The 14,842-nt window shown below is 65.6% G+C and carries 14 protein-coding genes; 9 read left to right on the plus strand and 5 right to left on the minus strand.

The annotated features are described in order from the left end of the window. Positions 1-65: 65 nt before the first annotated feature. Positions 66-1,286 (plus strand): mannosyltransferase, encoded by a 1,221-nt coding sequence (locus tag QM590_RS17235; protein ID WP_269595294.1) that lies wholly within the window; start codon positions 66-68, stop codon positions 1,284-1,286. On the opposite strand, the gene QM590_RS17240 is transcribed toward QM590_RS17235, so the two are convergent. Beyond that, the gene (locus QM590_RS17240; RefSeq protein ID WP_269595295.1) at positions 1,228-1,512 is read right to left on the minus strand and encodes a 4a-hydroxytetrahydrobiopterin dehydratase; all 285 of its coding nucleotides are present in this window, start codon (positions 1,510-1,512) and stop codon (positions 1,228-1,230) included. The two genes, QM590_RS17235 and QM590_RS17240, sit on opposite strands and share 59 nt — an antisense overlap. Before the next feature lie 14 nt (positions 1,513-1,526). On the opposite strand from QM590_RS17240, the gene QM590_RS17245 reads away from it, so the two are divergent. From QM590_RS17245 to QM590_RS17275, 7 genes are all read left to right on the plus strand, one after another. Beyond that, positions 1,527-1,952: a (deoxy)nucleoside triphosphate pyrophosphohydrolase gene (locus QM590_RS17245; RefSeq protein WP_269595296.1), complete on the plus strand. Its 426-nt coding sequence runs from the start codon at positions 1,527-1,529 to the stop codon at positions 1,950-1,952. A gap of 317 nt (positions 1,953-2,269) precedes the next feature. After that, a complete protein-coding gene (gene typA, locus QM590_RS17250) occupies positions 2,270-4,207 on the plus strand; it encodes a translational GTPase TypA (RefSeq protein WP_068052974.1) in 1,938 nt (645 codons plus the stop codon). A 106-nt stretch (positions 4,208-4,313) separates the two neighbouring features. Further along, positions 4,314-6,095: an ABC transporter family substrate-binding protein gene (locus tag QM590_RS17255; protein WP_269595322.1), complete on the plus strand. Its 1,782-nt coding sequence runs from the start codon at positions 4,314-4,316 to the stop codon at positions 6,093-6,095. Continuing rightward, positions 6,092-6,772 carry a haloacid dehalogenase type II gene (locus tag QM590_RS17260; protein ID WP_269595297.1) on the plus strand — a complete coding sequence of 227 codons (681 nt, stop codon included), beginning with the start codon at positions 6,092-6,094 and terminating at the stop codon, positions 6,770-6,772. The genes QM590_RS17255 and QM590_RS17260 overlap by 4 nt, the downstream gene beginning before the upstream one ends. A 91-nt stretch (positions 6,773-6,863) precedes the next feature. Further along, a complete protein-coding gene (mshB, locus tag QM590_RS17265; protein WP_269595298.1) occupies positions 6,864-7,757 on the plus strand; it encodes an N-acetyl-1-D-myo-inositol-2-amino-2-deoxy-alpha-D-glucopyranoside deacetylase in 894 nt (297 codons plus the stop codon). 43 nt (positions 7,758-7,800) lie between these two features. After that, the gene (locus tag QM590_RS17270; protein ID WP_008714214.1) at positions 7,801-7,959 is read left to right on the plus strand and encodes a hypothetical protein; all 159 of its coding nucleotides are present in this window, start codon (positions 7,801-7,803) and stop codon (positions 7,957-7,959) included. Between the two features lie 45 nt (positions 7,960-8,004). Further along, on the plus strand, positions 8,005-8,457 hold the full coding sequence (locus tag QM590_RS17275) for a hypothetical protein (protein ID WP_068052980.1): 453 nt from the start codon (positions 8,005-8,007) through the stop codon (positions 8,455-8,457). Here the strand turns inward: QM590_RS17275 and QM590_RS17280 are convergent. From QM590_RS17280 to QM590_RS17295, 4 genes are all read right to left on the minus strand, one after another. Then, entirely contained in the window at positions 8,384-9,079 is a 696-nt protein-coding gene (locus QM590_RS17280; RefSeq protein ID WP_269595299.1) for a uracil-DNA glycosylase, read from the minus strand. The genes QM590_RS17275 and QM590_RS17280 overlap by 74 nt on opposite strands. A gap of 1 nt (position 9,080) precedes the next feature. Continuing rightward, positions 9,081-10,529, minus strand: coding sequence for a PH domain-containing protein (locus tag QM590_RS17285; RefSeq protein ID WP_269595323.1), 1,449 nt, complete (start codon positions 10,527-10,529; stop codon positions 9,081-9,083). Between the two features lie 77 nt (positions 10,530-10,606). Next, positions 10,607-11,086 (minus strand): PH domain-containing protein, encoded by a 480-nt coding sequence (locus QM590_RS17290; protein WP_094668805.1) that lies wholly within the window; start codon positions 11,084-11,086, stop codon positions 10,607-10,609. A 19-nt stretch (positions 11,087-11,105) separates the two neighbouring features. Then, positions 11,106-12,149, minus strand: a complete 1,044-nt coding sequence (locus tag QM590_RS17295; protein ID WP_269595300.1) for a zinc-binding metallopeptidase family protein — start codon at positions 12,147-12,149, stop codon at positions 11,106-11,108. Positions 12,150-12,220: 71 nt separating this feature from the next. Here QM590_RS17295 and QM590_RS17300 point away from each other — a divergent pair, with 71 nt between their 5' ends. Beyond that, a complete protein-coding gene (locus QM590_RS17300; protein WP_411741340.1) occupies positions 12,221-14,839 on the plus strand; it encodes a bifunctional FO biosynthesis protein CofGH in 2,619 nt (872 codons plus the stop codon). The last annotated feature ends 3 nt before the right edge of the window (positions 14,840-14,842 follow it).

Consider the following 14,842-nt stretch of genomic DNA (forward strand, 5'->3'; position numbering starts at 1 on the left):
GAGCTGAGCCCTATAAGCTCGACGATCGATACACGGCATCGATACCGAACGGAACCGCACGCACAGTGAACCGACTTGTTCGGCTGGCCCCCGTTCTGCTCGCGGTCTCGGTGATCAGCCGATTCGTCTGGGCCTTCGCGACGCCCAACGGAATGAACCTCGTGGACCTCCACGTCTACGTCGACGGCTCCGCGACACTTCTCGGCGGCAATCTGTACGACTACACGTACTCGGTGCAGACCCCGGACTTCCCGCTCCCGTTCACGTACCCGCCTTTCGCCGCTCTCGTGTTCTTTCCGCTGCACTATCTGCCGTTCACGCTGGTCGGAGTGCTCTGGCAGGCCGCGACCATGATCGCGCTGTTCGCCGTGGTGAAGCTGACGCTGTCGATGGTTCTCGGCGACGAGCGCGCCGCCGAGCCGCGCTGGGTGCGTGTCGCAATGCTGTGGACCGCGCTGGGTCTGTGGTCCGAACCCGTTCGGACGACGCTGGACTACGGCCAGGTCAACGTGTTCCTGGTGCTGCTGGCGATTGTCGCGGTACGCAGCAGCAGGTGGTGGGTGGCAGGCGGGCTGGTCGGGTTCGCTGCCGGAATCAAGCTGACCCCGGCCATCACCGGCCTGTACTTCCTGGCCACTTGGCGGTGGAAGGCAGCGGCGTTCTCGGCAGTGGCCTTCGCCCTCACCGTCGCGGTCAGCTACGCGGCGCTCGGACACCAGGCGGCCACCTACTTCACCACGCTGCTCGGCGATGCCGACCGAATCGGCCCCGTCGGCTCGGTCTGGAACCAGTCCCTGCGGGGCGCGCTCAGCCGGATCGCAGGGGAGGACGTCGGGCAGGGGCCGGTGTGGATCGCCGCCGCCGTACTCGCGACAGGACTTGCGATCGCGGCATGGCGGGCGATCGGACGCGAAGACCACCTGGGCACGTTGGTGATCGTGCAGCTCCTCGGCCTGCTGATCTCGCCCATCTCGTGGTCGCATCACTGGATCTGGGTGATCCCGATGGTGATTTGGCTGGTGCACGGGCCGCTACGCGACGTCGCCGGGTCGAAGATCGTCGCGGGCTACTGGTTGGTGACGGTCACCGTGGGGGTGCCGTGGCTGCTCAGCTTCTTCCAGGAATCGATCTGGACCATTCCCCGTCCCGGCCTCGAGGCGTGGGCCGGTGCCGTGGACGTCGTTGGAGCTGCCCTGTTCCTGGGCTGGGTGGTCTACGCGGGACGCATCAGGAAGGCCCGACCAGTGAGTCGATCCGACGCGCCAGATCCACATCCTTCTGTGTGAGGCCGCCGGCGCTGTGCGTCGAGAGCGTGAACGTGAGCGTCCGCCATCTGATGTCGATGTCGGGGTGATGGTCCGCCTCTTCCGCGGCCTCGGCCACGCGGTTCACCGCCTCGATCGCCGCTGGAAACGACGCCAGTTCGACGGTGCGCGTCAGCGATTTCCCGTCCACGGTCCAATCGGCGAGTCGGGCGTCCTCGATGTCACGGTCGGTCAGCAGTTCGGTCATAGAAAGATGGTGGCATGTCCGGTACCCCCGCCGCTGTGGTTGTCGCAGCCGCGTTGACGCACCAGGGCAGGCTGCTGCTCGCCCAACGAACTCGTCCGCCCGAGCTGGCCGGCCGGTGGGAACTGCCCGGCGGCAAGGTGGAGCCGGGGGAGTCGGAGGACGCGGCCCTGGTGCGCGAGCTGCGTGAGGAACTGGGCGTGGAGTGCTCGATCGGCGCGGCGCTCACCGGCGACGTCGACCTGCCCGGCGGTCTCGTGCTCCGCGCCTACCGGGCCTGCCTCATCTCGGGAGTTCCTGCAGCACTTGAACATTCGGCTCTACGGTGGGTGGACGCAGAAACCCTGCCGACGATGGATCTGGTCGATGCCGACCGACTCTGGATGCCCGAGTTGCAGGAAATTCTGCTCACTTCGCCCGAGCGGTCTTCAGACCTTTCTTGAGGTCTTTCTTGGTCGCCCCCGCGGATTCCAGCTTCTTCATTCGCATGATCACGACGGGGCATTTGATGCAACGAACCTTCTTGCGGCAGCATTTTTTCTTGGGCTTCATCCCCGAGACATCTGCGGCCTTTATTTTGCCCATGAGCACCAAGACTAATGGGTGGCGCAGGTCACAGACCTGAGGGTGGCGCGGGGCACTGCCGGACTACGGGTAAACTCGATCAGTCGCGAGAACCTCGCGGTGCAGCGCGCTTCTCTAGCGACATAAGCCCGCTAGCGAACAAGAGCCCGCATTCGACTCCAGGAGAATTTTTCGCGTGAGCGCCCCAAGCAGTGCAGACAACATCGACAGCACCACCACTTTCCGCAACGTCGCCATCGTTGCACACGTCGACCACGGCAAGACCACCCTGGTCGACGCCATGCTTCGACAGTCCGGCGCGTTCGAGGAACGTGCCGAAGCGATCGACCGCGTCATGGACTCGGGTGACCTCGAAAAAGAAAAAGGCATCACGATCCTGGCCAAGAACACGGCCGTCCACAAGCGCAATGCCGACGGCACCATCACCGTCATCAACGTGATCGACACCCCCGGCCACGCCGACTTCGGCGGAGAGGTCGAGCGCGGCCTGTCCATGGTCGACGGTGTCGTCCTCCTCGTCGACGCATCCGAGGGCCCGCTTCCGCAGACCCGCTTCGTGCTCCGCAAGGCGCTCGCCGCCTCGCTGCCGGTGATCCTGGTCGTGAACAAGACCGACCGTCCCGACGCGCGTATCGAAGAGGTCGTCTCGGAGAGCCACGATCTGCTCCTCGACCTCGCGTCCGACCTGGACGACGAGGCATCCGAAGCCGCCGAGCTGGCGCTGGACCTTCCGGTTCTCTACGCCTCCGGCCGTGAAGGCAAGGCATCGAAGGTTCAGCCCGAGAACGGCCACGCACCCGACGCCGAGAACCTCGACGAGCTGTTCGAGGTCCTGCTCAGCTACGTCCCCGCGCCCAAGGGCAACGTCGACGCTCCACTGCAGGCGCACGTCACCAACCTCGACGCGTCTGCCTTCCTCGGCCGTCTCGCCCTGGTCCGTATCCACAACGGACAGCTCTCCAAGGGCCAGACCGTGAGCTGGATGCGTGAGGTCGACGGCGAGCCCGTCGTCCAGAAGGCCAAGATCACCGAGCTGCTCAACACCATCGGCGTCGAGCGCGTGCCCGGCGAGAAGGGTGTTGCAGGAGACATCGTCGCCGTCGCAGGCTTCCCGGACATCATGATCGGCGACACCCTCGCCGACCTCGAGAACCCGGTTGCCCTGCCGCGCATCACCGTCGACCAGCCGGCCATCTCGGTCACCATCGGCACCAACACGAGCCCGCTCGTCGGACGCGTCAGCGGCCACAAGCTGACCTCGCGCATGGTCAAGAGCCGTCTGGACCAGGAGCTCATCGGTAACGTCTCGCTCAAGGTCCTCGACATCGGTCGCCCCGATGCCTGGGAGGTCCAGGGTCGTGGCGAGCTCGCTCTCGCCATCCTCGTCGAGCAGATGCGTCGTGAGGGCTTCGAGCTCACCGTCGGCAAGCCCCAGGTGGTCACCCAGACGGTCGACGGCAAACTGCACGAGCCCTTCGAGGAGCTCATGGTCGACACACCGGAGGAGTACCTCGGTGCCGTCACTCAGCTGCTCGCCGCACGCAAGGGCAAGATGGTCCAGATGACGAACCACGGCGCAGGCTGGGTTCGCATGGAATTCATCGTTCCTTCGCGTGGCCTGATCGGTTTCCGCACCGAGTTCCTCACGGACACTCGCGGTACCGGTATCGCCAACGCCGTCTTCCACGGGTACGCACCGTGGGCCGGTGAGATCCGCGCGCGCCACACCGGCTCGCTCGTGTCGGACCGTCACGGCACCGTCACTCCGTTCGCGATGATCCAGCTGGCCGATCGCGGCACGTTCTTCGTCGAGCCGGGCGCAGACACCTACGAGGGCATGGTCGTGGGCATCAACCCGCGTCAGGAAGACCTCGACATCAACGTCACCCGTGAGAAGAAGCTGACCAACATGCGTCAGTCCTCCGCAGACGTCATGGAGACCCTGGCCAAGCCCAAGAAGCTGGACCTGGAAATGGCCATGGAGTTCTGTGCAGGCGACGAGTGCGTCGAGGTGACCCCCGAGGTCGTGCGCGTCCGCAAGGTGCACCTCGATTCCAACGAGCGCGCTCGTGAGCGTTCGCGGAGCAAGACTCGCGACAAGGCTGCTCTGTAAGACTCACTTCGTGCGGCAGAAGCGACGTGTCACCCTTGTGGGGCGCGTCGCTTCTGTCGCACAAGGTAGCCGACTACGAAGGAGATCCTCGTTGCGCAAGGTGCTGATGCCGACGGTTCTGGTTTCTGCCATCGCTCTGGTACTCACCGCGTGCACTGCGGATCCCCCGCCCCCGATCGAGAGCATCGAGACCACGGTCAGCACCACGATGGTGCCGGCGAAGACCGGTGACCCGGTCGTCGTCGCCATCGACGATGTCGGCATCGGCTTCAACCCCCATCTACTGGCAGATCAGTCGCCTGCCACCGCCGCGGTCGGTTCACTGGTACTACCCAGCCCGTTCCGTCCCTCGCGCGACCCGGACACCGGGGTGACGACCTGGGAACCGGACCTGTCGCTGTTGATCTCGGCCGAGGTGACGTCGCAATCGCCGTTCACCATCCGCTATCAGCTGCGCAACGAGGCCCAGTGGTCCGACAGCGCGCCGATCGCCGCCGAGGATTTCCGCTACCTGTGGCAGCAGATGACCACTCAACCCGGCGTCGTCGATCCGGCCGGGTACGCCTTGATCGACGACGTCGCATCCTCGGGCGGTGGCAAGACGGTCGACGTGACGCTCTCGTCGCCGTACCCGGCCTGGCAGCGACTGTTCGCCGATCTGGTGCCCTCGCATCTGCTCAAGGACTCACCCGGCGGTTTTCAGGGCGGCCTGACGGACAACGTGCCGGTCTCCGGTTCTCGGTTCAACATCAAGACCGTCGACCGGGGGCGGGACGAGATTCTGCTCGAACGCAACGACCGATTCTGGGGCGAGCCCGCATCACCCGACCAGATCCTCATCCGCCGCGGGGGCACCTCCGCGCAGCTGGCCGATTCACTGCGGTCCAGTGACGCTCAGATCGCCCAGGTTCGTGGCGACTCGGCCCTGCGAGCCCAACTCTCGGCAATTCCCGGCGTGCGGACCGACACCATCCGGCAATCCCGAGTGCTGTCGATGACGGTCAACGGGCGAGCGCCGAACATGTCGAATTCGGTTGTGCGACAGGGGATACTGGGTCTACTCGACCCCGATCTACTGGCGACGGTCGGAGCCGGCGGTGGCGCGACGGATCGCCGGGCTGCAGCGCAGCTGTCCTCGCCGTCCGACCCCGGATACACCGCGACGGCACCGGCCCCCATCGGCAGAACAGCTGCTCTCCAACTGCTCGAACGGGCCGGGTTCGTACCGACACCCGATGCCGTGGTGACATCGACCCCGAACCCGAGCGCACCGACCACCGCCGCTCCGACGACGAGTCCCGACCCGACCTCCACGAGTGCTCCGGGCCCGAGTGTCACCAAGCTTGCGGACCCGACCGGCACCGCGTTGCGGTTCGTGATCGGTGCCGTCGAGAACGACGACATCGCGCTCGCGGTCGCCGGAACGGCCGCAGACGAACTCGTGGGCGCAGGCATCGATGCGACCGTGACCCCACTTCCCGCCGACGAGCTGTATTCGACGGCGTTGACCGACGGAGCCGTCGACGCGGTGGTCGGATGGACCAGCGCGGGAGTCGACCCCGCCACGGCACTCGCCTCCCGGTTCGGTTGCGTCGACGAGCCGGCCGACAGCAGCGGCGACGGCGTCGAGATACCGCGAAATCTGTCCGGCCTGTGTGTTCCGGAACTGCAACCGACGATCGACAGGGCACTGGTCAGCGGCCTCGAATCCTCCGTGGCCACCAACGACATCGAGCCGAGGCTGTGGTCGCTGGCGTCGACGCTGCCGATCATGCAGGACGCGTCCGTGGTGGCCGCCGTACCCGGCATCACCGGCGTCTCGCTGACCGGCCCGGTCGAGGTCGGGATCTTCGCCGACGCGCCGCAGTGGATGCGGACGCCCCGGTGACTCGCATCGATCGCCCCGCCGTCATCGTGTTCGACGTGAACGAGACGTTGTCCGACATGTCCACGATGCCGGCACGGTTCGCCGACGTGGGCGCTCCGCCGCACTTGTTCGCGACGTGGTTCGCGGGCCTGCTCCGGGACGGCTTCGCGTTGGCAGCAGCGGATGCTGCCCAGCCCTTCGCCGTCATCGGTTCCGGTTCGCTTCGTACCCTGCTGTTCGACACCGCCTCGAACCCGGATCTGGACGCCGCGGTGGACCACATCATGGGTGGTTTCGCGGAGCTCGACGTTCATTCCGATGTCGTCGAGGGAGTGACCGCCCTGGCAGCACTCGGCATCCGGCTGATCACTCTGAGTAACGGTTCGGTCCAGGTGGCACAGACCCTGCTGGACAAGGCCGGAGTGCGCGAGAATTTCGAGTCGTTGCTGTCGGTGGAAGCCGCCGGTCGATGGAAGCCGCACGCGGACTCCTACCGCTACGCACTCGATCAGTGCGGCGCGAAGCCGGAGGACGCCATGCTCGTCGCGGTTCATCCCTGGGACATCGACGGCGCGCACCGTGCAGGCTTGGCGACCGCCTGGATCCATCGCGACGGCGGGCCGTACCCGGATTACCTTGCCGCACCCGATGTGACGGCACGATCGCTCCCGCATCTGGCGCAGCTGCTCGGCCGATGACAGCAGTGATGCCGATGCCGGCAGTGATACGGACGACAGAACGAACGGCGAGTAACCAGCGATGACAGGGCAGGCAATGACGGATCAAGCGATGACGGAGCCACAGCGGTTGCTCATGGTGCACGCGCATCCGGACGACGAAACCATCACCACCGGCGGCACCATCGCGCATTACGTCCGCGCCGGGGCCGAGGTCACGGTGCTCACCTGCTCGCTCGGCGAGGAGGGCGAAGTGATCGGTGAGACGTGGGCCGATCTGGTGGTCGATCGCGCTGATCAGCTCGGCGGTTACCGGATCCTGGAATTGCACCGCGCGCTCGCTGCCCTGGGCTGCAACCCGCCGCGCTTTCTCGGTGGAGCCGGACGCTGGCGGGATTCCGGGATGGCGGGGACGTCGGCGGCTCGCAAACCGCGCGCGTTCGTCAACGCGGACCGTGACGAGGCCCTCGGAGCGCTCGTGGCGGTCATGCGTGAGCTCCGGCCGCAGGTCGTCGTCGGATACGACCCCGAGGGCGGGTACGGCCACCCCGATCACCAGCAGGTGCACTCGCTGGTGACCGAGGCTGTCGAGATCTGCGGAACCGAGGTCTACCCCGATGCCGGAGCGCCGTGGGAGGTGTCGAAGTTCTACTGGACCGTCACCGGACACGATCAACTGCAGTCGGGTCTCGCCGCGATCGACGAGCTTCCGGCCGGATGGCGACTGCCGGTCGACGGTGAGCTGCCCAGCGTCCCGGAAAGCACGATCACCACCAGTATCGACATTCGGGGCGTGCTCGACGCCAAGCGGGAAGCACTGCGCGCACATGCGACTCAGGTGACCGTCGCGCCGTCGGGCAACGAGTACGCACTGTCCAACGACATCGCCCAGCCGATATTGCTCGACGAGCAGTACGTGCTCGTGCGGGGCGAATCCGGCAGCGATGCGACGGGCAGGGAGACGGACCTTTTCGCAGGCGTACTAGGCTGTGCTTCGCATCACTGAATGACCACAGGGTCGATCTCACCACAGCAGGGGCGGAACACACATGTACAACTGGGTAGTGCAGGACGCCATCGTCGCGTTCGTCGATTCTCTCAAGCCGCAGTTCGGCGCACAGGCAGATCTGTACCAGTACGTTCTGGGTCAGATCGCCATGGGCGCGAGCAATCTGCTCACCTCGCTCGGGTACCCGCCGGTTTCCTGAGTGCCGGCGCACTGAAACAACCAGGGTCAAGGCAGTATTGGGCGCATGATCTCGAAAGCTGCATCCAATACTGTCGCCCTGGTGTCCTGGGCGACGGTCGCAGTGCTGGTGTTCGACGGCTTTCTGTCCGGAATTCTGTCGGTCTTCTTTCTCCCGACCTACCTCGGTTCGGTGCAATTCCCCGTCAGCGCACTGCTCGGCGGAGTTGCCAATGTCGCGTTGATCCTGGCGGCGCGCAAGGTCGCCGAGCGGCCGCTCTGGGTGGCGTCACCCTTGATCGGATGGTTCGCCGCGGTTCTGCTGTGCATGTTCGGCGGGCCCGGCGGCGACGTTCTCCTGCTCGCCGATTGGCGCACCATGCTGCTGATCGTTGCCGGAGCGGGCCCCGCAGGAGTGCTGCTGTTCATGTTCCGGATGAAGGCGATCACAGCAAGCGTGCATGCCGACCCGCATCCCGCAGTACGTCCTCGATCATCGTCGGAGTCAACAGTCCGGTGAAGGTGTTTCGCTGGCTGACGTGGTAACTGGCGAACACGGTGATCGAGCCAAGATCGAGCTTGGCTCCATGGCCGAACTTCGGTGCAGGCCTTGGTATCTCCCATCCATTGGCCGCCAGTATGGGCAACAGGGACTGCCAGCCGAAGGCACCGAGGACGAGCACCGACCGTAGCGTCGGGCGCAGCAACCGCAGTTCGTCGTCCAGCCAGGGCCTGCATGCGTCTCGCTCGGCGGGAGTCGGCTTGTTCTGCGGCGGAGCACAGTGCACCGGCGCGGCAATGCGAACTCCGTTGAGCGTCAACCCGTCTCCGATATGTGTCGCGGTGGGTTGGTTGGCCAAACCGACCGCATGCATCGCGCGATAGAGAACGTCCCCGCTTCGGTCTCCGGTGAACATCCGGCCGGTGCGGTTGCCGCCGTGCGCTGCCGGGGCCAGTCCGACGATCAGCATGGCCGCGTCGGCGGGCCCGAAACTGGGAACCGCTCTACCCCAATATGTTTCGTTCGCAAAAGCGGCTCGCTTCTCGAGCGCGACCTGCTCGCGCCACTGCACCAGACGCGGGCAGGCGCGGCATTCCGACACTGCGAGGTCGAGTTCCTCGATGCTCTGCGGCCGCGTCATGTCAGGTTCGGTGCAGCCAGATGTCTCCGGCTCCAGGGGTGACGGCGTCGATCATCGCCCACGCGTTCTCGATGGGGATGTCGATCACCTCGTAGTGACCGACGCCGGCCGGAGTAGCGGCGACGATGGTGGCCACCCCGGCGCGACGCTGGAAGAACGTCTGCCGCACCGTCCAGCCGATGATGCCTGCGGCCTCGAGGCTGTGCCGACTCCTGTCGAGCGAGCCGTGTCGGGTGATGAGCCAACCGGGCAGTACCGCGTGGCCGAGTCCACGGAAGCGATCGTGCGCGAGCCCGAAGGCGGCGAGGAACAACACCCCAAGCGCGATCCAGGCGAGTATCGGGATGGGCGCGCCGACGTACTGCGCGATTCCCAGGCCGGCCGCGATGACCACCACCGGCAGCACCGCCCGGGTGTAGCGGCGACGCCGCGCCGCGGGTCCGTGCTGCAGCAGGGGTCGGTCGGCGCCGCCGTGCAACCCGGCGTCGCCCAGGACCGTGGTCATCATGCGGAGTGCCTCGGCTCGCGGAGCCTGGGGGAGCAGCAGCGACGATTCCTTCTTCTCGGCGCTGACGCCGGTCATGATGGCGTCGAGCCTGGCACCTTTCACCGCGCGCAGCAGCAGTGGTTCGGACAGTGACGTGCCGCGCAGCCGCTTGCGATCGAGTGTCGACTGACGGGTCCGCAGCAGTCCGTGACTGACGTGCAGCGTGCGCCCCTGATCGGTGACCGTCAGGTTGGCGTAGGTCAACAGGTAGCGAATGCACGCGAAAATGCTCGACACGACCAGCAGTGCAATCAGGGCCACGACCACGAACAATGCGATTCCCAGTTGCTCTGCGGAATCGATGCTGTTGGAGACCACCGAGGACTCCGCCAATGTTCGCCCGAGTCCGTACTGAAACAGCACACCGACGGCCGCAGCGATGGTGACGATGCCGGTGATGGAGAACGGTGCGAACCGCACCCACGAGAACTGCCAGTGAGCGATCTCCACTTCGGGTTCGGGTGCCGCCGTTGGCATCCCGTCGGACATCGGTATCTGTCCCGAGACCCGCTGCAGCAGATCTCCACGAAGTGAAGGCACCAGTGACGTGTCGAGAGCGTTGAGCTCGAAGGCCTCGCCGTTGCCTGCTTGTCGGCCGGTGCCGATACGCAGGATGGACAGCCCGAGCACCCGGTGCAGAACGTTCGCCTCCACGTCGACCGACCGAATCCTGTTGCGCGGAATGGACAGAACTTTCTTCTGCAGCACCCCGCTTCGCAGTTGCACGTGCACCGGACCGATCCGGTAACTGGTGGTGAACCACCGCAGTATCGCGAACACCACGACGACCGCGAGAATGCCGAGACTCCAGTAGTGGTTGCCGCTCTGGCTGCCGACGAAGAACGAGATCAGCAATACGGGCAGGAGCTTGATGCCCTCGTTCACCGGATGTACCAACAACATTCGCTTGTCCAGGCGCAGCCACGGCTGCTCCTCCTCGACGGCCAGCAGTTCTGCCTGGTCCTGCGGGTCACCGACGGTCACGTTGCGTCTCCGACGGTACGGCCGGCGATGTCGGTGAGGCGCGCGACCGTCTTGTCCGCGACTTCCTGGTCGAGTGCCGTGATCTTGACCGCGCCGGCAGAGGACGCCGTCGTGACCGTGACCGTGGCCAACCCCAGCAGACGATCGAGAGGTCCGCGCTCGGTGTCGACTGTCTGTACCCGCGAGATCGGTGCGATGCGTCGCTCCTGGCTCAGCCAGCCGGTGCGGGTGTAGACCGCGGTGTCGCTGATCTCCCAGCGATGCACGCGATACCGCCACTGGGGCACGATCGCGATGTGCAGCACAGCGAGCACGACCGAGGCGACGAAGACGGCTACATGCGGCCAGGTCGTCCAATTCGAGTCGACGATTGCCCACACGATCTGGGCGACGAAGATCGGTACCCACAGCAGACCGGCGCTCAGAGCCCAGAGCAGACGTGCGCGCGGAGACGGTTGCCACTGTGGATCGGTCATCGTTGTCACGGTTGCAAACCTAGCTGTCCGTTCCTGCCGCGGTCGTGACGACGCGGTGCACGAACCGCAACTTCTCGTGCACGGGTTGCGCAATGGTGAAGGGATAGAGGTCGCCCTTGCCCATCGACCTGTTGACCCTGTTGAACACTCCCGACAGGATCTGCCAGTCCTCGAGGATGTCGTCGATGTTCGCGTCGTGATAGCTCGTTCGTGGAGCGACATCGTCTCGCATCGCCCAGGCTGCCAGGTCGGCACGCAACACCACTCCGGACTCGGCCGCTGTGGCCAGTGTGTCGGTGATGTGCAGGTAGTGCGCAAAGCATTCCGCGAAGTCCTCCCACGGATGCATCGTGGCGTACTCCGAGATGAAACTCTGCTGCCAGTCCTCGGGTGCACCGAACTTGTAATGACGTGCGATCGCATCCGAGTAACTTGCGCGCTCATCGCCGAACAGCACTCGACAGTCGTCGATGAGCGGGCCGTTCTCGACGAGGATGTTCTCGTAGTAGTGGCCGACCTCGTGCCGCAGATGACCCAGCATGGTCCGATACGGTTCGCGAAGCCGCACCCTCAGGGCCTCGCGATGTGCGTCGAGTGACTCCGCCAGGTCGATGGTGATGACACCGTTGGCATGACCGATGGTGATCTGCTGACCGGAGGTCCGAGAGGACAGCAGGTCGAAGGCGAGCCCGCCGTCACGTTGTCGGTACGAATCGACAGGTAGGCCCAGATCCAGCAACTGGAAGAGAAGCTGACGCAGGGAAGCGGATGCGTCGGCCAGCTTTTCCAGTGCGATCGTGTCGTCGCTCTCGGGCCTGCGGCGAATGAGGCGGCCCGCCGCACACTGCCCGCTGCCGGAGTTCTCGGCAACCAGCCAGTTGCAGTGCCACGACCAATTGACGCAACGGTGCCAGCGAACTCCATCGACGACGACCTCGTCGCCCGGGATCGCGATCAGGGTTCTGGACGGGAGATGGAGGCCGAGCAGGGTCGAGCACGATGGGCAGCTCTGCGACTCGAAAGGGGCGAGTCGGCCGCAGGCCGGGCAGGCGAAAGCGCGCATGAACAGGAGCTTCCCACGAGGGCGTGCGCTTTCCCGCCCGTACGAACGGCGGCATCCTGAGTCGTTACCGAATGGCGACGTACGGATCGGCGAAGGACTACCGACCCCTGCGGTGGCACGTCCGTACCAGGAAGGCGCATGATCGACTGGTGACTTCGTTGCCTGACACCGCTCCAGCTGCTTCTGCCATGCGCCGCGTTCTGCGTCGTGCCCGGGACGGAGTCTCGTTGAATGTCGACGAGGCGACGGTTCTGCTGCATGCGCGTGGAGGCGATCTGGTGGATCTGATGGCGTCGGCTGCGCGGGTTCGTGATGCGGGTCTCGAGTCGGCCGGGCGTCCGAAGACGGTGTCGTACTCGCGAAAGGTGTTCGTACCCATCACCCGGTTGTGCCGCGACAAGTGCCACTACTGCACGTTCGTCACGGTCCCGGGCAAGCTCAACGCTTCCGGCCACGGGATGTTCATGGATCCCGACGAGATCATCGACGTCGCCCGCAAGGGTGCCGCGCTGGGCTGCAAGGAAGCACTGTTCACCCTCGGCGACCGGCCGGAGGAGCGGTGGCCCGAGGCCAAGGCGTGGCTCGACTCGCGCGGCTACGACTCCACGCTCGACTACGTGCGCGCCATGTCGATCAGGGTGCTCGAGGAGACCGGTTTGCTGCCGCACCTCAATCCCGGAGTGATGTCGTGGCAGGAACTCTCGCGCCTCAAGCCGGTCGCCCCGTCGATGGGGATGATGCTCGAGACCACCTCGCGTCGGTTGTTCGAGGAGAAGGGGCAGGCGCACTACGGCAGTCCGGACAAGGATCCCGAGGTTCGCCTGCGCACGCTGACCGACGCGGGACGGCTCAACATTCCGTTCACGACCGGCATTCTGGTCGGTATCGGCGAGACGCTGCGTGACCGCGCCGAGTCGATCATGGCAATTCGCAAGGTGCACAAGTCTTTCGGGCACGTGCAGGAAATCATCGTGCAGAACTTCCTGGCCAAGTCCGATACCGCGATGCGGTCCGTTCCCGACGCCGGTCTCGAGGAATTCCTGGCGACGATCGCGGTGACGCGAATGGTGGTCGGCCCGTCGATGCGGATTCAGGCTCCGCCGAACCTGGTGGCAGCGGAGGAGACCGCAGCGTTGCTGGGCGCAGGCGTCGACGATTGGGGCGGGGTCTCGCCGCTGACCCCCGATCACGTCAATCCCGAGCGGCCGTGGCCGAACCTCGACACTCTCGCGGATCTGTCGGACAAGGCGGGCTATCGCTTGGTGGAACGTGTTGCAGCGCAGCCGCAGTACGTCCTCGCCGGTGCTCCGTGGATCGATCCGCGGATCTCGGCGCACGTGCGGGCGCTGGCCGATCCCGAAACGGGCATGGCGCGCGAGAACGTGAACCCGACGGGTCTGCCGTGGCAGGAGCCGGACGAGGAGTGGGAGTCCTCGGGCCGCGTCGACCTGAACACCGAGATCGACACCCAGGGGCGTAACACCGAGACGCGTTCGGATCTGGCGAATGCGTTCGGCGATTGGGATTCGATCCGCGAGCAGGTGCGTGATCTCGCCGGGCTCGAACGGGTGGACCGGGACCTGGTCTCGGCGTTGACGGCTGCGGAGAAGGACCCGGCCGGGTTGTCCGACGAGCAGTACCTCGCGCTCGCGACCGCCGAGGGCCCGGGAATGGACGCCGTCGCTGCTCTCGCCGACGATCTGCGCGAGCAGGTCAACGGAGACACCGTCACCTACGTGGTGAACCGGAACATCAACTTCACCAACATCTGCTATACCGGCTGCCGCTTCTGCGCGTTCGCTCAGCGCAAGGGCGACGCCGACGCATTCACCCTGTCCACCAGCGAGGTCGCCGATCGGGCGTGGGAAGCGCACGTCGTCGGGGCCACCGAGGTGTGCATGCAGGGCGGGATCGACCCCGAACTGCCGGTGACGGGTTACGCCGATCTGGTTCGCGCGGTCAAGGCCAAGGTGCCGTCGATGCACGTGCACGCCTTCTCTCCGATGGAGATCGTCAACGGGGCATCGCGGGGCGGTCAGTCGATCCGTGAGTGGCTCACCGAACTCCGGGCCGCGGGGCTGGACTCGATCCCGGGAACGGCCGCGGAGATTCTCGACGACGAGGTCCGCTGGGTACTCACCAAGGGCAAGCTCCCCGCGGCCGAGTGGATCGAAGTGATCACCACCGCGCACGAGGTCGGCCTGCGGTCGAGCTCGACGATGATGTACGGCCACGTCGACAATCCGTCGCACTGGGTCGGCCACCTGAACGTGCTCAAGAAGATCCAGGACAAGACCGGTGGGTTCACCGAGTTCGTGCCGCTGCCCTTCGTGCACCAGTCCTCGCCGCTGTATCTGGCCGGGGCCTCGCGACCCGGCCCGACCAACCGGGACAACCGCGCCGTGCATGCTCTGGCCCGCATCATGCTGCACGGCCGAATCGACAATATTCAGACCTCATGGGTGAAATTGGGAATCACGGGTACACAGGCGATGCTGAACGGGGGCGCGAACGATCTGGGCGGGACCCTGATGGAGGAGACGATCTCGCGGATGGCGGGTTCGCAGAACGGTTCGGAGAAGACCGTTGCGGAACTGCACGAGATCGCCGACGGCATCGGACGACCGGTTCGTCAGCGCACCACCACGTACGGCCCGGCTCCGGCGGTGTCCGTTGCCGGCCTGATCTGACCC

Source organism: Rhodococcus sp. IEGM 1372 (assembly GCF_030056835.1).
Taxonomy (GTDB): domain Bacteria; phylum Actinomycetota; class Actinomycetes; order Mycobacteriales; family Mycobacteriaceae; genus Rhodococcoides.